We start from the raw sequence: 20,951 nt of genomic DNA, 5'->3' as shown, positions 1-20,951 counted from the left end.
TTTTTTTTCGGTGCTTTGTTTTCTTGTAACCTTGTGTCCGTTTAATCGTCGGTATTAGTAAAGATGAATGCTAGCACGGTTTACAATAGAGAAAAAGGGGTGTCGTGAGTTGAAAAAACTAAATAAATGGGTACCAATTTATCTTATTGCCTTGTTGTTTTTTTTGGCTGGGTGCAGTGCGAGTAGTGAAGATAAGAGCGGAAATATGAATGAAGCTGCTATGGATTCTGCCAAGTCCAGTTCAAGCGAGTATGACTCTGTTTCCGGAGGAGAGAAAGCCACAGAAAATAAAACCACAACGGAAACGGGAAAAATAACAGTATCGAACAAGATGGTGATCTATCAAGCAGATTTACAGCTGAGAGTGAAGAAATTTAATCAAACTGTTCGAAATTTGGAAGATAGTGCACTAAAATATGGCGGTTATATTGCCGAATCGAATGTTACAAAAGAAGGCAAAGAGCAGGTTAGCGGCAGCATCAAAATTAGAATACCGCAAAAGCACTTTCAGGACTTTTTGCATGAAGCAGAAGGGAAGGCTGCAGAGGTTCTCCAAAGGACCATTACTGGGCAGGATGTAACTGAGGAATATGTTGACCTTGAATCACGTTTAAAATCAAAGAGGGTTGTCGAGGAACGGCTTCTGACCTTTATGAAGGGGGCTGCCAAAACAGAGGACTTATTAAAAATTTCCGCGGATTTAGCTGCTGTTCAAGAGGAAATTGAGACCATCGAAGGAAAAATGAAATTTTTAGAGAATCAAACATCGCTTTCGACGGTAAATATTACCCTTTATGAGAATAAGGTTGTGGTTCCGAATATTGAGAAGGATAAATTAAATACATGGGAAAAAACGAAAAAACAATTTATGAAAAGTACAAACATGTTATTGGCCGGACTTTCTGGTTTAGTTGTTTTTCTTCTAGGAAATCTGCCTATTTTATTAATTATGGCAATTATTTGCTTCCTCGTCATTCTTTTGTATAAAAAAAGGAAAAACCAAAATAGGCGGGAGTAACTGTGATATCTCACTATATAAAAAATAGAACAAGGATGCTAAAATAATACCATATTAGATAATTATCTTCCTGGGGGAGTTATTTGTGAAAAAAAGTTTTGCTGTCATTGGGCTTGGCCGATTTGGCGGGAGTATCTGCCGTACGCTGACCGATGAAGGGATGGAAGTTCTTGGGATTGATGTGAATGAAGAACGTGTCAATGAATTTGCGATGATAGCTTCCCATGCTGTTGTAGGTGATACAACGGATGAGAATGTCCTAAAGAGTCTTGGAATTCGAAATTTTGACCATGTGATTGTAGCGATTGGCGATGATATTCAATCAAGTATCTTAACTACTCTCATTCTCAAAGAATTAGGGGTGAAACGTATTACGGCAAAGGCACAAAATGATTATCATGAAAAAGTGCTTCGTAAAATTGGTGCGGACCATGTCGTGCACCCGGAACGAGATATGGGTAAACGAATTGCCCATAACATGGCGTCGGGTAATGTGGTTGACTATTTAGAACTTTCTGATGAACATAGTATCGTAGAAATAGTTGCAAATGGAAAACTTAGCGGCCATACCATTATGGGGATGGATATTCGCAAAAAATATGGTTTAAATATTGTTGCGATTAAAAGGGGAGAAGAAATCATTGTTTCCCCGCAAGCAAAAGAAACGATTTACGTGAACGATGTATTAATAGTAATCGGAAACGATAATGATATAGCCCGATTCGAAAGAAAAGTCTTAGAATAAGAAAAGCGAAAGCGCCTTGGTCAGGGGCGACAAGCATAAGACGAGCCGGTGAGAAGGTTGCTTTTTAACCTTCTTGCCGGATTGGCTTATGACTCGAGCCCCTAGGCGCTGGAGCTAGACAATAGAAAAGCGGAAGCTCCTGGTTAGGCGCTTCCGCTTTATTTTTTACACTTCCATAATGATTGGTAAAATCATCGGTCTGCGTTTTGTTTTTTCGTAAAGGAATGGAGCCAATGTATCTGTAATTTCATTTTTAATTTCAGACCATTGACTTGTCTTACGCTCCATCACCTTATTTAAGTGTTTTGTAATCAGATTTTGGGCGTCATTGATTAAATCGCCTGATTCTCTCATATAGACAAATCCGCGGGAAATAAGGTCTGGACCTGAAGCAATTTTAAATTCCTTCATATTGATGCTGACAACCACAACGACTAAGCCCTCTTCAGAAAGGATTCTCCGGTCGCGTAAGACAATATTTCCAATGTCTCCTACACCGCTTCCATCGATATATACAGAACCGGATGGAATCTTTCCAGCCACTTGTGCCTTATCTTCCGAAAGTGCAAGCACTTCACCATTATCCATAATAAAGCAATTTTCGTTTTCGACACCGCAATCGACAGCAAGTTTAGCATGCATAATTTGCATCCTGTATTCACCGTGGATCGGCATAAAGAATTTCGGTTTAATTAACCGGAGCATTAGTTTTTGTTCTTCTTGTCCGCCGTGCCCGGATGTATGAACATTACTTAATTTCCCGTGAATAACTTCTGCACCAGCACGATAGAGCAAATTAATCGTTCTGCTGACACTTATTGTGTTCCCCGGAATAGGTGAAGATGAAAATACAACCGTATCTCCAGGGATGATTTGAATTTGTCTGTGTGTTCCGTTGGCAATTCTTGAAAGTGCCGCCATCGGTTCACCCTGGCTTCCTGTACAAAGAATAGTCACTTTATCGGCAGGAAGGCGATTAATTTGATTTGCTTCAATAAACGTTTCTTTTGGTGCATTAATATACCCTAAGTCCAGGCCAATATTAATAGCTGCTTCCATGCTTCTCCCAAAAACGGCTACTTTTCTTCCGTTGACCACGGCTGCCTCTACGACCTGCTGTAATCTGTGAATATTCGAAGCGAAAGTAGCAAAGATGATTCGGCCATCTACTTTACGGAATATATCGTGGATACTATCTCCAACTCGGCGTTCTGACATTGTAAAATCCGGAATTTCACTATTTGTACTATCAGAAAGTAAACACAATACACCTTCTTTTCCAATCTCTGCCATTTTTGTGATATTGGCAGGTTCACCTACAGGGGTAAAATCAAATTTAAAATCACCTGTATGAACGATTTGTCCGGGAGGGGTTTTCACAACAATTCCATATGAATCTGGAATGCTGTGGGTTGTTCGGAAGAACGTAACCGATGTCTTGCGGAATTTAATTACATCATCTTCTTTAATTTCAATTAGTTTTGTATTCCGTAATAGACCATGTTCTTCCAGTTTATTCTTAATTAGTCCAAGGGCAAGCTTTCCACCATAAATAGGAATATTGACTTCACGCAATAAATAAGGAATACCGCCAATGTGATCTTCATGTCCGTGGGTCACAAACAACCCTTTAATCTTATCTTCATTTTTAACAAGGTAGGTATAATCGGGTATTACATAATCAATGCCTAAAAGTTCATCTTCCGGAAACTTTATTCCGGCATCGATTAAAATGATTTCATCCTGGAACTGAACTGCATAAGTGTTCTTGCCGATTTCACCTAAACCGCCAAGCGCAAAAACTGCAGTTTGATCATTTTTTACAAATTTCATAAATTATCAAATCTCCAATACTTTATAGTCTTCATTTTGTTGTTCATATTCTAAATATGCTCCTTTAACTTCTTGTACAAATTCAACATTAAAGCCGCGGTCGGCAATTTTTGAGCGGACATCTCTTACCGATTCTCCTTCAATAAATAGAGATTTGGTGTTCTCTCTAACTGGAACTTCTTTAATGCTTTTTTGAAAATATACTTTAAATATCATGACAATTCGCTCCTAACTTTGGTCATAACTTTTTCTATTATATAAAACATTTTCATCTTTTTCATTTATTTTCTATAAAAGTCTTGGACTTAATATGAAAAGTATGTAAAAAGTGCCGCTGTTTTACAACAATAACGAAGGAGCCCTTCTTCATTTTGAAGGGCCCTTAAAAAATTAGGCAATGGATTTCTTTCTCAGTAAATCATTCCACTGTTTTAAGAGCTTCTTCCTTAGCTTCTTTAACATAGTGGATCATCTCCTTACTTCCTATTTTATACGATCCTTGTCCAATGTAAAGCAAGCAATGGCAGATAATTGAATTATTTTATAAAAGAACGTTTTTTTACTATTATTATATGATGAAATAGCTGATTATTTCGTGGATAATTATGGAATATCGATGACGGTTTTAGAAATTGACATTTACAATTCGAAGGTTTAGTCTTTTTAAAGAGAATGGAAAGGCAGCTGGTTTTGCGGAAAGGAGATTAATAAAGATTGAAAAAAATAGTGTTTTTTGATATAGACGGTACCCTGCTTGATCATGAAAAGAGTCTTCCGGCAAGCACGAAAAAGGCAATCGAATTATTAAAGGAGAACGGAACCTTTGTAGCTATTGCCACCGGCAGAGCTCCATTTATGTTTGAAAGCTTGCGTGAAGAACTTGGAATTGATTCCTATGTAAGCTTTAATGGCCAATTCGTTGTTTTTGAAAATGAAGTGGTATACGAAAATCCTTTGAATGAAGTTGAACTAAAAAGGCTTGTTCAATACGCTGAGATAAAAAATCATCCAATTGTTTTTATGAACGAAAAAACAATGAAGGCAAGCGTACAGATTCACCCTTTCATCGAAAAAAGCTTGGGAAGCCTCAATTTTTCACATCCAGAGAAAGATAATTCTTTTTATGTAAATCGAAAAATATATCAGTCCTTACTTTTCTGTGAAGAGAGTGAAGACGAAAAATATCTTGCTGACTTCCCGGATTTAAACTTCATTAGATGGCATTCTTATTCTGTTGATGTGCTGCCAAAAGGCGGCTCGAAAGCGGAAGGTATCAAAAAAATGATTGAACGGTTAGGTTTCGACTTAAAGGATGTCTATGCCTTTGGGGATGGCCTAAATGATTTAGAAATGCTGAAGGCTGTCGGAACTGGTGTTTCGATGGGAAATGGTGTCCCTGAGGCTAAGCAGCTTGCTGATTTGATTACAACTGATGTAGGTAACGATGGTATTTGGAACGGCTTAAAGGAATTACAACTAATATAAAGTAACACCGGCCAATTAATGGCCGGTGTTACTACCTTTCAATCGCTATTGCATCTTCTACTTGTTTAAATGGATTATGTTTATCAATGTAATCATAAAACATAATACCGTTTAAATGGTCAATTTCATGTTGAAAGCAGATAGCGGGCAGTCCTTTTAAGCGGAGCTTTACTTCCTCGCCCTCAAGATTATTCCCCTTGATAGTAACCCTAGCATGTCTATGAACATAACCCGGAAAGGGTTCATCAACCGAAAGACAGCCCTCACCTGATTGTAAATATGACTTTTCAACGGAATGACTGATAATTTTAGGGTTAAATAAAGCATAGCTATAAAGTTCTCCCTTATCGTCAGTGACATGAACGGCAATCATCCGTTTGGAAACATTAATTTGCGGGGCTGCAAGCCCGATTCCTGGACGCAATCCATATTTGGCAGCAATTTCGCTATTTTGGCTATTTATTACGTATTCTAAAAGGCTGGATAGTATTTGCTTATCCACATCTGATGGCGGCATGGCGACCTCTGCAGCCACTTTTCTTAGTGTGGGATGGCCATCTCTAATGATATCCTCCATCGTTATCATGAACCTTCACTCCTGTGTTCAAAAAAGTTATTAGCAACCATTAGTCTATCAAACAATGGGCAAAATGTTAATAATGAATGATGAATACCTCAAATATTTTGCACGTTTTTTCTTGAGGATATTGTCAAATAATCCAAGTATCGATATAGTTGGTATTAGTTAGGGGGTAGCAAATTGTATTTTAAAAATATAGGCGGATATTTATATTTTATGATAGCTATTTGTTTAATTTTATCAGGATGTATTAATAAAACGACACCAGTCGAAAAGATGTATGATGTTTTAGAGAAGGTTGTTTCCAAAGAAAAGGTATTTGAAGAGCAGCAAGATCCGCTGGTAACTTTGGAAAAGGAAGAAAAGGAAAAATATGACAAGATTATCGGGCTTGGAATGAAAGAATATGATCTGATAGTCAAGCTATCCGACGAAGCAATTGCTTTGACTGATAAAAGAAAAGAACATATGGATAAAGAAACAGATAGTCTAAAGGAATCCGAGCAGGAATTTAAGAAAGTTGCTGACATAAAGGATGATCTGGATAATCCAGAACTGAAGAAATTAACAACTGAATTATATGATATCATGATGCAAAGATACCGCGCGCATGAAGAATTGTATAGAGAGTATTCAGAAGTTTTAAAAAGCGATAAAGAATTGTATGGGATGTTTAAGGATAAAAGCCTCGCTATGGAGGACCTTGAGGCACAAGTATCTAAACTAAATGAAACGTATAAAAAGGTTCTTGAGGTAAATGAAAATTTTAATAAGCTTACTGAACAATACAATGATAAGAAACTGTTATTTTATAAGAAAGCGGGACTAAAATTGAATAAATAATTTTCTCACTATCGAAATCGGCTGAAAACGGCCGATTTTTGCTATATTATAACAAATGGCGAAATTGTGAAATTCTATATAACAGATTTAGAAGTAAAGTAATACAGATAGTAAGCTGATTTAAATTATTATTAATATGTTCATGTTGAAAAATTATGATACATAGTATTTGACGGGTAAAAATGAATGGTGTACACTCATTATGGAGTTAAAAAGTTGTATCAATGATGTTACATAAAATAGTAATACAGAATAAGATGTTAATAGAATGAAGCGAATCATAGTCCTATGTAATATCAGAAGCTTTTCCGAAAAGCAGTGGAAAAAATAAAAGGCTGCTTTCTAGATGCTTTTATTCAACTGTTTTTTGGGTAATCTAACATGGTGTATTTATATTTTTAAAATTATGCTCCGAATAGAAAGGAAGAGGTGACCAAAATGGCTTCTAAAACTCAAAACGCCCAGCTTGATGCGAAAAAAGTACTCCAAGCTGTAGAAGATCAATTTCAAACACTTCAAATTCTTAATGAAGAAGGCGAAGTTGTAAACGAGTCAGCAATGCCTGACCTAACAGATGAGCAACTGCAGGAATTAATGCGCCGCATGGTGTATACAAGAATTCTGGATCAACGCTCTATTTCATTAAACCGTCAAGGAAGATTAGGTTTCTATGCTCCGACTGCAGGTCAAGAAGCGTCTCAATTAGCTTCACAGTTTGCCCTTGAAAAAGAAGATTTCATATTACCGGGTTACCGTGATGTACCACAAATTATTTGGCATGGATTGCCTTTATACCAAGCGTTTTTATGGTCAAGAGGACATCTTCAAGGTGGCCAGATTCCTGAGGGGGTCAATATTGCTATCCCTCAAATCATTATTGGCGCTCAGTACGTTCAAACTGCTGGTGTGGCGCTTGGAATGAAGAAACGTGGAGCAAAAGCAGTTGCGATTACCTATACGGGAGACGGTGGAACATCACAAGGGGATTTCTATGAAGGAATCAACTTTGCAGGTGCATTTAATGCTCCAGCTATCTTTATTGTTCAAAACAACCGTTTTGCGATATCAACTCCTGTTGACAAACAATCTGCTGCCAAGACACTTGCGCAAAAAGCAGTTGCAGCGGGTATCCCTGGTATCCAAGTGGATGGTATGGATCCATTAGCAGTTTATGCAGCGACTCGCGAAGCACGCGTTCGTGCAATTAACGGTGAGGGACCAACATTGATTGAAACATTAACTTACCGTTATGGCCCGCATACAATGGCTGGTGATGACCCGACTCGTTATCGTACAGCTGACCTTGACAATGAGTGGGAAAAGAAAGATCCACTCGTTCGTTTCCGTAAATTCCTTGAAAACAAAGGGATTTGGAGCGAGGAAAAAGAAAATGAAGTAATTGAAAAAGCAAAAGAAGACATTAAAGAAGCGATTAAAAAAGCCGACGCGGCACCAAAACAAAAGGTAACTGATCTCATTTCCATCATGCATGAGGAAATGCCTTTTAACTTAAAAGAACAATATGAAATTTATAAAGAAAAGGAGTCGAAGTAAGCCATGGCTCAAATGACAATGATTCAAGCAATTACTGATGCATTGCGGACGGAATTACGTAATGACCCGAATGTATTGGTTTTCGGTGAAGACGTAGGCGTAAACGGCGGTGTATTCCGGGCAACAGAAGGATTGCAAAAAGAATTTGGCGAAGATCGTGTATTCGACACTCCATTAGCGGAATCAGGAATCGGCGGATTAGCGGTTGGTCTTAGTTTACAAGGCTTCCGTCCAGTCCCGGAAATCCAATTCTTTGGCTTTGTTTATGAAGTAATGGACTCTATTTCCGGTCAGGCTGCTCGGCTTCGTTATCGAACAGGAGGCAAATTTAATGCACCGGTAACCTTCCGTTCGCCATTTGGCGGCGGTGTTCATACTCCTGATATGCACGCTGACAGCTTAGAAGGTCTAATGGCACAGCAGCCTGGGGTAAAGGTGGTTATTCCATCAACGCCATATGATGCTAAAGGTCTTCTTATCTCATCCATCCGTGATAATGACCCGGTTATCTTCCTTGAGCATATGAAGTTATACCGTTCTTTCCGTCAAGAAGTTCCTGAGGGCGAATATACAATTCCACTAGGGAAAGCGGAAGTGAAACGTGAAGGAACAGATGTATCAATCATTACTTATGGTGCAATGGTTCACGAGTCATTAAAAGCTGCAGAAGAACTAGAGAAAGAGGGTCATTCAGCTGAAGTGATTGACCTGCGAACTGTAAGTCCGATTGATATTGAAACTATTATTGCATCTGTTGAAAAAACAGGTCGTGCCATTGTGGTTCAAGAAGCACAAAAACAAGCAGGTATCGCTGCCAATGTTGTCGCTGAAATTAACGATAGAGCGATTTTAAGTTTAGAAGCACCTGTATTGCGTGTTGCAGCACCAGACACTATTTTTGCATTCCCACAGGCAGAATCTGTTTGGCTGCCGAATTATAAAGATGTAATTGAAACAGCGAAAAAGGTATTATCGTTTTAATAAATATACTCAAATACACTTGTTATAGGAGATGAATCTCAGTGTCATTTCAATTTAAAATGCCTGACATCGGTGAAGGTATTCACGAAGGGGAAATTGTCAAATGGTTCATCAAGCCAGGCGATAAAGTCCAAGAAGATGATGTACTTTGTGAAATACAAAATGATAAAGCAGTCGTTGAAATTCCTTCCCCTGTTGAAGGAACTGTTATTGAAGTATTAATCGGAGAAGGAACGGTTGCAACAGTCGGACAGGTTCTTGTAACATTTGATGCGCCTGGGTATGAAGACTTGCAATTTAAGGGTGACCATGGTGATGAAGAGCCGAAACAAGAAGAAAAAGCAGCGGCACCAACACCATCACCAGCAGTTCAAGAGTCTAAGCCAGCAGCAGAGCCAGCAGCAGCTACACAGCAGGCAGCAGCTGTACAGCCGCAAGCAGAAGTTGATCCTAATCGCCGCGTCATTGCAATGCCATCTGTTCGTAAATATGCCCGTGATAAAGGGGTAGAAATTGCTTTAGTTGCCGGTTCAGGCAAAAACGGACGGATTATGAAAGCGGACATTGATACATTCTTAACTGGGGGAGCGCAATCAACAGCAGCACCACAGGCAGCAACAGAACCAGCTCCTGAAGCTGTTAACATTGCAGAACCTAAGGCAGCGCCAATTCCACAAGGCGAATATCCTGAAACACGTGAGAAAATGAGCGGTATTCGCAAAGCAATAGCAAAAGCGATGGTGAATTCGAAACATACAGCGCCACACGTAACACTCATGGATGAAATCGATGTAACCAAACTTGTTACCCATCGAAAAAAATTCAAAGAAGTGGCAGCAGCAAAAGGCATTAAGCTTACTTTCTTACCATATATCGTAAAAGCCTTAACAAGTGCATTGCGTGAATTCCCTGCACTTAATACATCGCTTGATGACGCAACGAGTGAGATTATCCATAAACATTACTATAATATTGGAATTGCAGCTGATACGGAAAAGGGCTTATTGGTTCCAGTCGTTAAAGATGCTGACCGTAAATCTGTTTTCTCGATTTCTAATGAAATTAATGAATTAGCAGGTAAAGCACGTGAAGGCAAACTTGCTCCTAACGAAATGAAGGGTGCATCATGCACGATTTCAAATATTGGTTCAGCAGGCGGGCAATGGTTTACTCCTGTAATTAACCACCCCGAAGTAGCTATTTTGGGTGTAGGCAGAATTGCCGAAAAACCAATTGTTAGAGATGGTGAGATTGTCGCTGCTCCTGTTTTAGCTCTTTCATTAAGCTTTGATCACCGCATGATTGACGGGGCGACAGCACAAAACGCATTGAATCACATCAAACGATTATTAAACGATCCAGAACTTTTGTTAATGGAGGCGTAAAAAATGGTAGTAGGAGATTTCCCTATTGAAACAGATACAATCGTCATCGGTGCAGGTCCTGGGGGTTATGTAGCGGCTATACGGGCTGCGCAGCTTGGGCAAAAAGTAACGATTGTTGAAAAGGAATATGTTGGCGGCGTATGTTTAAATGTTGGCTGTATTCCTTCAAAAGCATTAATTGCTGCTGGTCATCGTTACGAAACAGCGATGCATTCCGAGGCATTCGGGATTACAGCTGAAAATGTAAAGGTTGACTTTTCCAAGGTTCAAGAATTTAAAGCGAGTATCGTGAACAAATTAACCGGCGGTGTCGAAGGATTATTAAAAGGAAATAAGGTTAATATTGCCCGCGGTGAAGCATATTTTGTTGATGAAAATACACTTCGTGTAATGGATGAAAATTCAGCACAAACGTATACCTTTAAAAATGCCATCATTGCAACCGGGTCTCGTCCGATTGAACTTCCAGCCTTTAAATATTCAAAACGTGTGCTTAACTCTACTGGTGCACTTGACTTAGCGGAAATTCCAGAAAAAATCGTTGTTATCGGCGGCGGGGTAATCGGGATTGAACTAGGCGGCGCCTATGCAAACTTTGGTTCCCAAGTAACCGTCTTGGAGGGCGCTGATGAAATTTTAGGTCTTGGCGTTTTTGATAAGCAAATGGCAGCTCTTGTTAAGCGCAACATGAAGAAAAAAGGTGCGGAATTCTATACAAAAGCATTAGCAAAAGGTGTAGAAGAAACTGAAAACGGTGTGGTTGTAACCTTCGAATCAAAAGGCGAAGAGAAGAAAATCGAAGCCGATTACGTATTTGTTATGGTTGGACGCCGTCCTAACACTGATGAAATGGGACTTGAACAAGTTGGTGTGAAATTGAGTGACCGCGGTCTGATTGAAATCGACAAACAATGCCGTACCAATATTAAAAATATTTATGCCATTGGTGATGTTGTTAAAGGTCCTCAACTAGCACATAAGGCGTCATATGAAGCCAAAATTGCAGCCGAGGCTATTGCTGGTCATCCGTCTGTTATTGATTACTTAGGAATTCCAGCAGTTGTCTTCTCTGAACCTGAATTAGCTTCAGTTGGATATACTGAAACACAAGCGAAAGAAGAAGGTATCGCCGTGAATGCTGCTAAATTCCCATTTGCAGCAAATGGCCGTGCATTATCACTGGACAGCAGTGATGGCTTCTTAAAATTAATCACGCGTAAAGAAGACGGTCTTGTGATTGGAGCGCAGATTGCCGGCACTAGTGCATCGGATATGATTGCAGAATTGGGTCTTGCAATTGAAGCTGGAATGACAGCCGAAGATCTTGCGATGACGATTCATGCTCATCCAACACTTGGTGAAATAACAATGGAAGCCGCCGAAGTAGCCCTTGGCAGTCCGATTCATATTATGAAATAAAGAAAAAATAAAGTCCTTTTCGTAAAAACGGAAAGGACTTTATTTTTTTTCAGCGAATTGTATTAATTGATGGATTATAAAAAGAAACCTAATTATCCGGTATAATGCATATACTTACAACACGAAATGTCTTTGTTTTTTTAGAACAATGTATTTTGAGTGGTGAAAAATATGAGGATTTATATTGTTATAATAGTACAATTTATTATTTGGAGCGGCTATACCTTAATAGAATGGCTATCAAATCACGATCAACTCATTTATAAAGTCATCATGTTTTTTGTGTTTTTTTATTTAGCATTGTTAATCGGAAATCAAGCGACAAAATCAGTGCGGAAAACACTCTTTATCACGACATTAAGCCTTGTTATTTATACGTCGATACACTATACCTTAGCGTCTCTTATTCATTAAAAAAGCTCCCTTAAAGGAGCAATTACTTTCTTGGATAGTAATACATGATACGTTCGTTAAAAAGGTGAAGCTCCCCTTGCAGCTTTTTAGCAAGGAATTTACAAAATTCATTTGCCTTCCCTTTGTCACCAAAGGTGGACTGTTCAGGTAATGTGACCTGTATGTATGTTTGCTCGCTCGGAGTGCCATCTTCACTTCTGACCGTTTCCGTATCAACCCCTATTAATATCGCATTGTAGCGTTCGTGTTCAGATTGTAGGTAAAACCATTTTCCTTTTCCGTCTTCGGTTTCTTTTATTTCATATGGAAAAGCGGTTTCCCCGTATTGCCAATTCAATTGGTTTCCTGTTTTTGTGGTAATGTTTTTATAATAATGAAATAAATCCTTTACCTCTTCAATTGATACTGTTTGCTTTGCGGATGAAGGCACAAGTTTAATAAATGCGTTTTCAGCCATCATCATTTCCCCCCTATGGCTTATGATATATGCCCTTCTATTCTAGCATTGAATAAAAAGCAATGACAACTCTAATAGAAATAAAATCCCAAGTTTCTTGTTATTCAGCTAAAAATAAATTATAATAATATTCAAAATATTAAAGGAACTGGAGGAGCAATATGGAACTTTTCGATAAGCTCTATGATGAGCATGAAAACACAAAAGTGAGGTTTATTGGATTTACCACCGAAGATACCCGTTATGACTTTGGCATTGTTTATACCAATATGTTTTTCGGTAAACCGCTTGTAATCTGTATGCAAACTGGGCGTTCAACTCTCCTCGATCCAAATGAAATCGAAGACATAGATTACCTTCAAACTGTATTCCGTATCCCTGATAAACAACAAGCAGCCGATTTAGCTGAGTTTTTCCGCGAAACACTTCCGTCCATCCCTTTTGTCACGCAATATGAATAAAAGTTACCAGAAGGGCCAGAAAATGGCCTTTTTTTAACGGATTTTTTTAATTGTGACATACAATTTAGGCTTGATATTTCTAATGTGATATATTATTATTGCATTAAGGATATTTAAACGCTTTCAAAAATCATGATCATTCAATAAGAAAAGGGGATTGAACAGATGGGTACACTTGTATGCCAAACATGTAATTCTACTATTGATCATTTTGAAGATGAAAAAGTAACAGTACTTTACTCGAAATGTAACTGTTGTGATGACCATCATACTGCTGAAGAATTATAAAAAAGCTAATTAATAAATAAAAACAGGATTCCGCAGCCCGGAATCCTGTATTTTTTGTTTAGGCTTTGTTAAAAGTGAATGTTGATTTCCGTTCCAGGCGCTTCGCTTTCCGCGGGGCGGGCGGTGAGCCTCCTCGGCGCTAAAGCGCCTGCGGGGTCTCACCTGTCCCGCTGCTCCCGCAGGAGTCTCGCGCCTTCCACTCCAATCAACATTGTGAACAAAATCAACAATATTCTATAACGCAGCCTTTATTTAATAGCTTTATACTCTTTAATGACATGGATTGTTTTGATTTCATCGTCTTCTGGACCTTGGACAGGCAAGCCGGCTTCAAGGTTTTTGCGTATATAATGAAGATTTTCCTGTGTAATGATCTCACCAGGAATAAAAATTGGAATTCCAGGCGGGTAAACCATAATAAATTCAGCAATGATTCTACCTTCAGATTCTTCAAAAGGAATGACTTCTGTTTCGGCATAAAAAGCATCTCTAGGTGTTAAGGCAAGTATAGGAATCTCTGGAAGGAGAACTTCTACTGGTTCAAACTTTCCTGGACGATGTTGACATTCGTCTGCCAGTTCTTTTAAGGCAGTTACTAAAAGGTCTGCCTCTACTTCTGTGTCACCTAATGTGATAATACAAAGGATGTTATATAGGTCGGATAATTCCACTTCGATGTTATGTCTTTCTCTAAGCCATTTCTCTACATCATACCCGGTTAGGCCTAATTCTTTGACCGAAATAATTAGCTTAGTCGGGTCGTAATCAAAGGTTGCTTTAGACCCTAAAATTTCTTCGCCTATACAATGGAGTTGATCAATCTCATTGACTCTTTTGCGAATAGACTGGGCTAGTTGAATCGTCTTTTCAATTAAATCCTTGCCTTTTGTCGCAAGCTGCTTGCGGGCAACATCAAGAGAAGCGAGCAATAAATAGGAGGTCGAAGTTGTAGTCAGCATGCTTAATATCGATTGGACATGCTTAGCTGAAACAAGACCCTCTTTTACATTTAGAATGGAACTTTGGGTCATGGAACCGCCAAGTTTATGAACACTTGTTGCCGCCATATCTGCTCCGGCTTGCATCGCTGAAAGTGGCAGCTGATCATGAAAATGAATATGGACTCCGTGTGCTTCGTCGACAAGCACGGGAACATTATAGGAATGAGCGATTTCGACAATTTTCTTTAAATCGGCAGAAATACCAAAATAAGTGGGATTAATAACTAATACACCTTTGGCATCAGGGTGCTGCTGAAGAGCTCTTTCCACTGATTCAGTTGTAATCCCATGAGAAATTCCTAAATCGATGTCGATTTCCGGATGAATGAATACGGGTATCGAACCGGAAAAAACAATTGCCGACATAACCGATTTATGAACATTTCTTGGTACAATGATTTTCTCGCCTGGTCCACAAACGGCCATCACCATTGCAATAATGGCACCGCTTGTTCCTTGTACGGAAAAGAATGTTCGGTCGGCTCCAAAAGCTTCAGCGGCTAAATCCTGCGCTTGTTTTATGATTCCCTTCGGCTGGTGAAGGTCGTCAAGGGGCCCAATATTAATTAAGTCGATAGATAGGGCGTTATCACCTATAAATTCGCGGAATTCCGGGTCCATCCCAGCTCCTTTTTTGTGTCCGGGAATATGGAATTGAATCGGATTTCGTTTTGCATGCGCTAATAAGCCGCTAAATAACGGTGTTTGATTTTGTGACAAAGATAATTACACCTCTTTATAAAAAATACTCTAATTTAATCTGAAAAAAATAAAACAAATCGAATTATAGCACTATTCCTTTGGCTTGCAAAGAGTTAACAGAAAAAATGCAGCAGTTTGTAACTTCAAGTTAGTTTCTCAATAATAAAGGAAAAATAACCTTTTAAGCAGAATATAAAAAATAGGAGGGATTGCATTGAATTGGGAAACACGAGTTACTGAGATTCTTAATATCCAATATCCAATTATTCAGGGGGGCCTAGCATACCTAGCCTATTCTGACTTGGCAGCAGCTGTTTCTAACGCGGGTGGACTTGGTCAAATTACGGCCATGTCCTTAGCAGATCCGGATGAGCTTAGAGAAGAAATACGGAAAGTGAAACAACTGACAAATAAGCCGTTTGGCGTTAATTTTGCCATTGGGCAGCATGGTCGGCCATTTGCAGACTTTTTACAAGTTGCAATTGACGAAAGAGTTCCGGTTGTCTCGATGACCGGAGGGAATCCGGCACCGATTTTTGAGCAATTACAAGGAACTGGGATCAAAACACTTGTCCTTGTTGCGGCGAGAAGACAGGCTGTTAAGGCAGAAGAGCTCGGTGCTGATGCGGTAATGGTTGTCGGGCAGGAGGGCGGCGGACATCTCGGCAGGGATGATATTGGGACGATGGTGTTAATTCCACAAGTTGTTGATGCCGTTTCGATACCAGTGATTGCTTCCGGGGGTATCGGCGATGGCAGAGGCCTAATGGCAGCACTTAGTTTGGGTGCTGAAGGGATAGAAATGGGAACGAGATTTATTGCAACAAAGGAATGTGTTCATGCAAATGAACGATACAAAAAGCGGTTAGTGGAAGGAACGGAAACAGACACTGTTGTCATAAAGAGGACTTTGGGAACACCAGCTAGGGCACTCGCGAACAGTTGGACAGAAAAAATCCTGGAGATAGAGAAGAATAACGGGGATTACGAACAATTAAAAGATTTAATTAGCGGTATGGCGAACAAACGATACATATATGATGGTTCTGCAAGTGAAGGCTTTGCCTGGGCAGGTCAGGTGATGGGACTAATTAAAGATGTACCTACAGTTGCTGAACTGTTTGAAAGGATGATTAAAGAGGCAGGACATATTCGTGCAAAATGGGGGAAATAACGTTATCATTAGGTGAAAAAGTAAGAAGGTGAAATAATGGAGTATCAATATCCGATTGATTATAATTGGTCTACCGACGAAATTGTCGATGTGATTAAATTCTTTGAAGCGGTTGAAAAGGCATATGAAAAAGGAATTGACCGCGATGAAGTCATGAACGTTTATCGGCGTTTTAAAGAAATTGTTCCCAGTAAAGCGGAAGAAAAGACTATTTGCGGTGAATTTGAAGAAATGAGCGGCTATTCGTCTTACCGGACTGTCAAAAAAGCAAAAGAAGCTTCATCCGGGGACAAAATAAAAATGAAATAAACAAAAGCTCCCGAACAAATTTGTTTTGGGAGCTTTTGTCTATTTTATTTTCTGTGCGATTTTATAAAGCGGCGCTACTTTTTTAAAGACATCATCAATATGTTGTAATAACCCTTCAGCCCCTAATTGGACGGCTTTTTCCTTATCGATTGTATAGCCGCATAATAATTCTGCTTTTTTAACATTTTGCAAGCGTTCAAAATAGGTTCGTAAGTCGTCCTTAGAGAGTTGTCCATGTGCAATCGTTTCGGGCTTTGTATGATCTAGAGACCAAACGAAATCCTTGGGAATTTCCTTATATATTTTGGCTGTCTTTTTTAAAAATCTTGCTCCGATTTCCGCTTTTTGCGGCGCTTCATAAATCACAGCAAACCAAATAAATAAATGAGTGTTCCACAAGCCGATCTGAAAATGAGGCATCATTTTATAGCCACGGGAATTACCCGCAAATGCGACCCAGGTATCCTTTGGCGGATTTATCGTTCGCCTGGCATGCTTGGCTACATGGACAAATAATTCGTCCCCCGTAATAGCAGATAATGTTGGAGCAAAATATTGTCCGAGTCCTTCTAATTTTGGCCGAATTGTTTCTTTAAGGGCCTCCATTCTTGGCTCTAAACCATCAACTAAAAACACATCGAAATCTTCTTTTGTAAATCCAGTGAAATTCACATTAAAACCCCCAGCAAACATCTATTTTGCAATGATTGTAGCATATTGCCGAGTATACAAGAAGTATGTTGCATTTCTGGGTTAAAGCACATATTTGTTCCCACATCCTAAAATGCCTCATATTATACAGTAAAAAAACTTATCTGAAAAATTAGTATAATTCAAAGGAAGGGGAGGAAAAAAGTGAAACAATTAATGAATACATCACTAAAAAAAGCTGGAGAAAAGGAAAGAACAGCTGTATTAAGATTAGAAATGGACTATGAATTAGCGGTATTATTTGAGGCGATTGAGGAAAAGAACGAAAAAAAGACGAAAGAATGTAAACAAAAGTTAGAAAAAATCCGCCAAGAATTGTTACGATTAAAAGCACTTTGACTGCTAGTTTTGATTTTTATTAGCTAAGGGGAAGCCAAATAGAATGAATCGAAAAGGAATAATTCACGGACTTATCTAAAAACGAACTCCAAAATAGTGAGGGGAGTTCGTTTATTATTGTGTACAAGGCTAAAAGTTGATGTGTTCGGTTAATTTGTTTAAGCTATAGGTACATCAAAATATTTGTCATGCTTCATACTACATACATTGGAATTGAATTTTAAATATGTTGGCTGGAGGAGAAAAATGAATTGGGAAGACATTTATGCCCATGCACAGGAATGGGTAAAAGAAGCAGGAAATAGAATCCGTTCATCCTTTGATCAGACGCTAAATATTCAAACGAAATCAGACCCTAATGATCTTGTAACGAATATTGACAAAGAAATTGAACAATTTTTTATAAAAAAAATTAGAGGAGTTTATCCAAATCATCAAATAATGGGCGAAGAAGGTTTTGGTGACGAACTAAAGAGCCTTGAGGGAATTGTCTGGCTGATTGATCCCATTGATGGGACAATGAATTTTATTCATCAACAAAGGAACTTTGCGATCTCTCTAGCTGTTTATGAAGATGGAATAGGCAAAATCGGACTCATTTATGATGTCGTTCATGATGAATTGTACCACGCAATCCGTGGCAGTGGTGCCTATCTTAATCAAAAGGAAATTCCTGTTCTTAAAGACACAATTGTTAAGGAATCGATCATTGCCCTGAATGCAACATGGGTTATGGAGAATCATCGTATCGATCACAATTTAATGATTCCGCTTGTAAAGGACGCTAGGGGCACAAGGTCGTACGGAACAGCAGCACTAGAGCTGGTGTTCGTTGCCACTGGAAGGGTGGACGCTTATCTGTCGATGCGGCTATCGCCATGGGACTTTGGAGCAGGGGCTGTCATTATTGAAGAACTAGGTGGAGTGGTAACAAATTTACGGGGAGAAAAGCTGGATTTTCTTTCCCAAGATTCCTTATTTGCCGCAAATTCCGGCTTACATCATTCGATTCTAAAAGAATATTTAAAAGATGGAAAGTGGTAAAGAAAAGAAGCCCATTAGGCTTCTTTTTAAATTTCCCCATTCTCGCGCATTTTTCTTTTTGTCTTAAATCCCATTCCCATAACAATGACAACTGCCAGGATGGAGACAATTGCGCCGAAGATGCTCTTTGCACTTATGGCAATGCCTATCCCAATAATACTTGCTGCAGCTAAAATCGCATAAATGAGTAATGGCCATTTTACTTGATTCATTTATAAATCCCCTTAAATTTTTCTTTTATTTTAATAATACATTAAAATGCTTAGTGGTTTCCACTTTAAGTATGGTATAATATTTTAGTTGTATTTGGGAAACTAAAAATAGCTGTTATTTTTATAAAATAGGTAGGAGTGGAATTTTGAAACTAAGAGAAGATGTACGAAATATAGCGATCATTGCCCACGTAGATCACGGAAAAACAACTTTGGTGGACCAATTGTTAAAACAATCTGGAACATTTCGTTCTAATGAGCACGTGGAAGAACGTGCGATGGACTCAGGTGATATAGAAAGAGAACGCGGAATAACTATCCTTGCGAAGAATACCGCGATTCAATATAAAGATACAAGAATCAATATTTTAGATACACCAGGACACGCAGACTTTGGCGGTGAAGTAGAACGAATCATGAAAATGGTTGATGGTGTTCTGCTTGTGGTCGACGCTTATGAAGGCTGTATGCCGCAAACTCGTTTTGTGCTTAAGAAGGCTTTGGAGCAAAAAATCACTCCGATTGTCGTTGTCAATAAAATTGACCGTGATTTTGCCAGACCTGCCGAAGTAGTGGATGAAGTCATTGATTTATTTATTGAACTTGATGCATCGGAAGATCAGCTTGAATTTCCCGTAATCTACGCTTCAGGTATAAACGGTACAGCAAGTACAGATCCTGAAAAGCAAGATGAAAACATGCAGTGTTTATATGATGCAATCGTTGAATATATTCCTGCTCCTATTGATAATCACGAAGAACCATTGCAATTTCAAGTAGCTCTTCTTGATTATAATGATTATGTTGGCAGAATCGGGATTGGACGCGTTTTCCGCGGAACGATGCATGTTGGTCAACAAGTCGCATTAATGAAATTGGATGGCAGTGTAAAACAATTCCGTGTCACCAAAATCTTTGGTTTCTTTGGTCTAAAGCGGCAGGAAGTTCAAGAAGCAAAAGCAGGCGACCTAATTGCTGTTTCCGGTATGGAAGATATCAATGTCGGCGAAACAGTATGTCCGATAGAACATCAAGAAGCATTACCAGTTTTACGAATCGACGAACCAACATTACAAATGACTTTTGTCGTAAATAATAGTCCTTTTGCTGGCAGAGAGGGTAAATATTTAACTTCAAGAAAGATTGAAGAAAGACTGCGTTCCCAATTGCAAACCGATGTAAGCTTACGAGTCGATAACACTGATTCACCGGATGCCTGGATTGTTTCCGGCCGTGGCGAACTTCATTTATCGATTCTGATTGAAAATATGCGCCGTGAAGGCTATGAGCTTCAAGTTTCAAAACCTGAAGTAATTGTTAAAGTTATTGATGGCGTCCGTCACGAACCAGTTGAACGAGTACAAATTGATGTTCCAGAAGAACATACTGGTTCTGTAATGGAATCAATAGGCTCACGTAAAGGCGAAATGCTTGATATGATTAATAATGGAACTGGTCAAGTCCGCTTAATCTTTAATGTACCGGCACGCGGCTTAATTGGTTACACGACCGAATTTCTTACGATGACACGCGGTTATGGTATTATTAATCACACCTTTGACAGCTATCAGCCAATGCTGCCAGGTCAAGTTGGCGGAAGACACCAAGGTGTACTTGTCTCAATGGAATCAGGCAAAGCCTCCACTTATGGTATAATGCAGGTAGAAGATCGTGGAACGATTTTCGTTGAGCCGGGTACGGAAATTTACGAGGGGATGATTGTTGGCGAAAACACTCGTGAAAATGACATCACTGTTAATATTACCAAAATGAAGCAGGCAACGAATGTTCGGTCAGCCAACAAAGACCAAACATCGGTTATTAAAAAGCCGCGCATTATGACATTGGAAGAGTCATTAGAATATTTAAATGAAGACGAATATTGTGAGGTTACGCCGGAATCGATTCGTTTACGTAAGAAAATTCTTGATAAAAATGAACGTGAAAAATCAGCTAAAAAGAAAAAATATGCTGAATTGAGTTAAGTATAAAGGAG

General features: G+C 39.0%; 23 protein-coding genes. 16 read left to right on the top strand and 7 right to left on the bottom strand.

Annotated features, from left to right (window positions below; all coding sequences use genetic code 11):
• Window positions 1–109: 109 nt before the first annotated feature.
• Both ACIQCO_RS02880 and ACIQCO_RS02875 read left to right on the top strand, forming a co-directional pair.
• Window positions 110–1,018: a DUF4349 domain-containing protein gene (locus tag ACIQCO_RS02880; protein WP_400425728.1), complete on the top strand. Its 909-nt coding sequence runs from the start codon at window positions 110–112 to the stop codon at window positions 1,016–1,018.
• Window positions 1,019–1,103: 85 nt separating this feature from the next.
• Complete coding sequence (locus ACIQCO_RS02875; RefSeq protein WP_400425726.1) at window positions 1,104–1,763, top strand: potassium channel family protein; 660 nt, start codon at window positions 1,104–1,106, stop codon at window positions 1,761–1,763.
• Between the two features lie 165 nt (window positions 1,764–1,928).
• Here ACIQCO_RS02875 and rnjA read toward each other — a convergent pair whose 3' ends face one another.
• The gene (gene rnjA / locus ACIQCO_RS02870; protein ID WP_400425724.1) at window positions 1,929–3,596 is read right to left on the bottom strand and encodes a ribonuclease J1; all 1,668 of its coding nucleotides are present in this window, start codon (window positions 3,594–3,596) and stop codon (window positions 1,929–1,931) included.
• Window positions 3,597–3,602: 6 nt separating this feature from the next.
• A complete protein-coding gene (locus ACIQCO_RS02865) occupies window positions 3,603–3,812 on the bottom strand; it encodes a DNA-dependent RNA polymerase subunit epsilon (protein ID WP_400425722.1) in 210 nt (69 codons plus the stop codon).
• A gap of 498 nt (window positions 3,813–4,310) precedes the next feature.
• Here ACIQCO_RS02865 and ACIQCO_RS02860 point away from each other — a divergent pair, with 498 nt between their 5' ends.
• The gene (locus tag ACIQCO_RS02860) at window positions 4,311–5,081 is read left to right on the top strand and encodes a Cof-type HAD-IIB family hydrolase (protein ID WP_400425720.1); all 771 of its coding nucleotides are present in this window, start codon (window positions 4,311–4,313) and stop codon (window positions 5,079–5,081) included.
• A 31-nt stretch (window positions 5,082–5,112) separates the two neighbouring features.
• On the opposite strand, the gene def is transcribed toward ACIQCO_RS02860, so the two are convergent.
• A complete protein-coding gene (def, locus tag ACIQCO_RS02855) occupies window positions 5,113–5,667 on the bottom strand; it encodes a peptide deformylase (protein WP_400425717.1) in 555 nt (184 codons plus the stop codon).
• A gap of 174 nt (window positions 5,668–5,841) precedes the next feature.
• Between def and ACIQCO_RS02850 the strand changes: the two genes are divergently transcribed.
• The 6 genes from ACIQCO_RS02850 to ACIQCO_RS02825 all read left to right on the top strand — a co-directional run bounded on the left by ACIQCO_RS02850 (window position 5,842) and on the right by ACIQCO_RS02825 (window position 12,257).
• A complete protein-coding gene (locus ACIQCO_RS02850) occupies window positions 5,842–6,504 on the top strand; it encodes a YkyA family protein (protein WP_400425714.1) in 663 nt (220 codons plus the stop codon).
• A 438-nt stretch (window positions 6,505–6,942) separates the two neighbouring features.
• Complete coding sequence (gene pdhA, locus ACIQCO_RS02845) at window positions 6,943–8,058, top strand: pyruvate dehydrogenase (acetyl-transferring) E1 component subunit alpha (RefSeq protein WP_400425711.1); 1,116 nt, start codon at window positions 6,943–6,945, stop codon at window positions 8,056–8,058.
• A gap of 3 nt (window positions 8,059–8,061) precedes the next feature.
• On the top strand, window positions 8,062–9,039 hold the full coding sequence (locus ACIQCO_RS02840; RefSeq protein WP_400425708.1) for an alpha-ketoacid dehydrogenase subunit beta: 978 nt from the start codon (window positions 8,062–8,064) through the stop codon (window positions 9,037–9,039).
• 41 nt (window positions 9,040–9,080) lie between these two features.
• Entirely contained in the window at window positions 9,081–10,424 is a 1,344-nt protein-coding gene (locus ACIQCO_RS02835; RefSeq protein ID WP_400425706.1) for a dihydrolipoamide acetyltransferase family protein, read from the top strand.
• A gap of 3 nt (window positions 10,425–10,427) precedes the next feature.
• A complete protein-coding gene (lpdA, locus tag ACIQCO_RS02830; protein WP_400425703.1) occupies window positions 10,428–11,843 on the top strand; it encodes a dihydrolipoyl dehydrogenase in 1,416 nt (471 codons plus the stop codon).
• Window positions 11,844–12,014: 171 nt separating this feature from the next.
• Window positions 12,015–12,257: a hypothetical protein gene (locus tag ACIQCO_RS02825; RefSeq protein ID WP_400425700.1), complete on the top strand. Its 243-nt coding sequence runs from the start codon at window positions 12,015–12,017 to the stop codon at window positions 12,255–12,257.
• A gap of 22 nt (window positions 12,258–12,279) precedes the next feature.
• Here the strand turns inward: ACIQCO_RS02825 and ACIQCO_RS02820 are convergent, their stop codons facing one another.
• A complete protein-coding gene (locus tag ACIQCO_RS02820) occupies window positions 12,280–12,714 on the bottom strand; it encodes a DUF1885 family protein (RefSeq protein WP_400425697.1) in 435 nt (144 codons plus the stop codon).
• Between the two features lie 161 nt (window positions 12,715–12,875).
• Between ACIQCO_RS02820 and ACIQCO_RS02815 the strand changes: the two genes are divergently transcribed.
• Both ACIQCO_RS02815 and ACIQCO_RS02810 read left to right on the top strand, forming a co-directional pair.
• Window positions 12,876–13,175 (top strand): DUF3055 domain-containing protein, encoded by a 300-nt coding sequence (locus ACIQCO_RS02815; RefSeq protein WP_400425694.1) that lies wholly within the window; start codon window positions 12,876–12,878, stop codon window positions 13,173–13,175.
• A 165-nt stretch (window positions 13,176–13,340) separates the two neighbouring features.
• Window positions 13,341–13,463 (top strand): GapA-binding peptide SR1P, encoded by a 123-nt coding sequence (locus ACIQCO_RS02810; protein WP_400425691.1) that lies wholly within the window; start codon window positions 13,341–13,343, stop codon window positions 13,461–13,463.
• Window positions 13,464–13,711: 248 nt separating this feature from the next.
• On the opposite strand, the gene ACIQCO_RS02805 is transcribed toward ACIQCO_RS02810, so the two are convergent.
• Window positions 13,712–15,184 (bottom strand): aminotransferase class I/II-fold pyridoxal phosphate-dependent enzyme, encoded by a 1,473-nt coding sequence (locus tag ACIQCO_RS02805; protein WP_400425688.1) that lies wholly within the window; start codon window positions 15,182–15,184, stop codon window positions 13,712–13,714.
• 196 nt (window positions 15,185–15,380) lie between these two features.
• Between ACIQCO_RS02805 and ACIQCO_RS02800 the strand changes: the two genes are divergently transcribed.
• The gene (locus ACIQCO_RS02800) at window positions 15,381–16,340 is read left to right on the top strand and encodes an NAD(P)H-dependent flavin oxidoreductase (protein WP_400425685.1); all 960 of its coding nucleotides are present in this window, start codon (window positions 15,381–15,383) and stop codon (window positions 16,338–16,340) included.
• 36 nt (window positions 16,341–16,376) lie between these two features.
• On the top strand, window positions 16,377–16,649 hold the full coding sequence (locus tag ACIQCO_RS02795; RefSeq protein WP_400425683.1) for a UPF0223 family protein: 273 nt from the start codon (window positions 16,377–16,379) through the stop codon (window positions 16,647–16,649).
• Between the two features lie 39 nt (window positions 16,650–16,688).
• On the opposite strand, the gene ACIQCO_RS02790 is transcribed toward ACIQCO_RS02795, so the two are convergent.
• Window positions 16,689–17,342: a YktB family protein gene (locus ACIQCO_RS02790; protein WP_400425680.1), complete on the bottom strand. Its 654-nt coding sequence runs from the start codon at window positions 17,340–17,342 to the stop codon at window positions 16,689–16,691.
• Between the two features lie 162 nt (window positions 17,343–17,504).
• Between ACIQCO_RS02790 and ACIQCO_RS02785 the strand changes: the two genes are divergently transcribed.
• Window positions 17,505–17,699 carry a hypothetical protein gene (locus ACIQCO_RS02785; RefSeq protein WP_400425678.1) on the top strand — a complete coding sequence of 65 codons (195 nt, stop codon included), beginning with the start codon at window positions 17,505–17,507 and terminating at the stop codon, window positions 17,697–17,699.
• 246 nt (window positions 17,700–17,945) lie between these two features.
• Window positions 17,946–18,743, top strand: a complete 798-nt coding sequence (locus ACIQCO_RS02780) for an inositol monophosphatase family protein (RefSeq protein ID WP_400425675.1) — start codon at window positions 17,946–17,948, stop codon at window positions 18,741–18,743.
• Between the two features lie 26 nt (window positions 18,744–18,769).
• On the opposite strand, the gene ACIQCO_RS02775 is transcribed toward ACIQCO_RS02780, so the two are convergent.
• Complete coding sequence (locus ACIQCO_RS02775) at window positions 18,770–18,955, bottom strand: YlaF family protein (RefSeq protein ID WP_400425672.1); 186 nt, start codon at window positions 18,953–18,955, stop codon at window positions 18,770–18,772.
• Window positions 18,956–19,101: 146 nt separating this feature from the next.
• On the opposite strand from ACIQCO_RS02775, the gene typA reads away from it, so the two are divergent.
• On the top strand, window positions 19,102–20,940 hold the full coding sequence (gene typA, locus ACIQCO_RS02770; RefSeq protein WP_400425670.1) for a translational GTPase TypA: 1,839 nt from the start codon (window positions 19,102–19,104) through the stop codon (window positions 20,938–20,940).
• Window positions 20,941–20,951 lie beyond the last annotated feature (11 nt).

This window comes from Neobacillus sp. NPDC093127 (genome assembly GCF_044754175.1).
Taxonomy (GTDB): domain Bacteria; phylum Bacillota; class Bacilli; order Bacillales; family Cytobacillaceae; genus Neobacillus.
Note: the sequence above shows the minus strand (reverse complement) of the source record. Positions and strands in the feature narration are given on the sequence as shown.

What these genes read in the sequence shown, in the direction of transcription:
- rnjA (WP_400425724.1), bottom strand. Translation starts at nt 3,596, where the DNA reads ATGAAATTTGTAAAAAATGATCAAACTGCAGTTTTTGCGCTTGGCGGT.
- ACIQCO_RS02795 (WP_400425683.1), top strand. Translation starts at nt 16,377, where the DNA reads ATGGAGTATCAATATCCGATTGATTATAATTGGTCTACCGACGAAATT.
- lpdA (WP_400425703.1), top strand. Translation starts at nt 10,428, where the DNA reads ATGGTAGTAGGAGATTTCCCTATTGAAACAGATACAATCGTCATCGGT.
- ACIQCO_RS02865 (WP_400425722.1), bottom strand. Translation starts at nt 3,812, where the DNA reads ATGATATTTAAAGTATATTTTCAAAAAAGCATTAAAGAAGTTCCAGTT.
- pdhA (WP_400425711.1), top strand. Translation starts at nt 6,943, where the DNA reads ATGGCTTCTAAAACTCAAAACGCCCAGCTTGATGCGAAAAAAGTACTC.
- ACIQCO_RS02775 (WP_400425672.1), bottom strand. Translation starts at nt 18,955, where the DNA reads ATGAATCAAGTAAAATGGCCATTACTCATTTATGCGATTTTAGCTGCA.
- ACIQCO_RS02780 (WP_400425675.1), top strand. Translation starts at nt 17,946, where the DNA reads ATGAATTGGGAAGACATTTATGCCCATGCACAGGAATGGGTAAAAGAA.
- ACIQCO_RS02825 (WP_400425700.1), top strand. Translation starts at nt 12,015, where the DNA reads ATGAGGATTTATATTGTTATAATAGTACAATTTATTATTTGGAGCGGC.
- ACIQCO_RS02840 (WP_400425708.1), top strand. Translation starts at nt 8,062, where the DNA reads ATGGCTCAAATGACAATGATTCAAGCAATTACTGATGCATTGCGGACG.
- ACIQCO_RS02790 (WP_400425680.1), bottom strand. Translation starts at nt 17,342, where the DNA reads ATGTTTGCTGGGGGTTTTAATGTGAATTTCACTGGATTTACAAAAGAA.
- ACIQCO_RS02820 (WP_400425697.1), bottom strand. Translation starts at nt 12,714, where the DNA reads ATGGCTGAAAACGCATTTATTAAACTTGTGCCTTCATCCGCAAAGCAA.
- ACIQCO_RS02810 (WP_400425691.1), top strand. Translation starts at nt 13,341, where the DNA reads ATGGGTACACTTGTATGCCAAACATGTAATTCTACTATTGATCATTTT.
- def (WP_400425717.1), bottom strand. Translation starts at nt 5,667, where the DNA reads ATGATAACGATGGAGGATATCATTAGAGATGGCCATCCCACACTAAGA.
- ACIQCO_RS02815 (WP_400425694.1), top strand. Translation starts at nt 12,876, where the DNA reads ATGGAACTTTTCGATAAGCTCTATGATGAGCATGAAAACACAAAAGTG.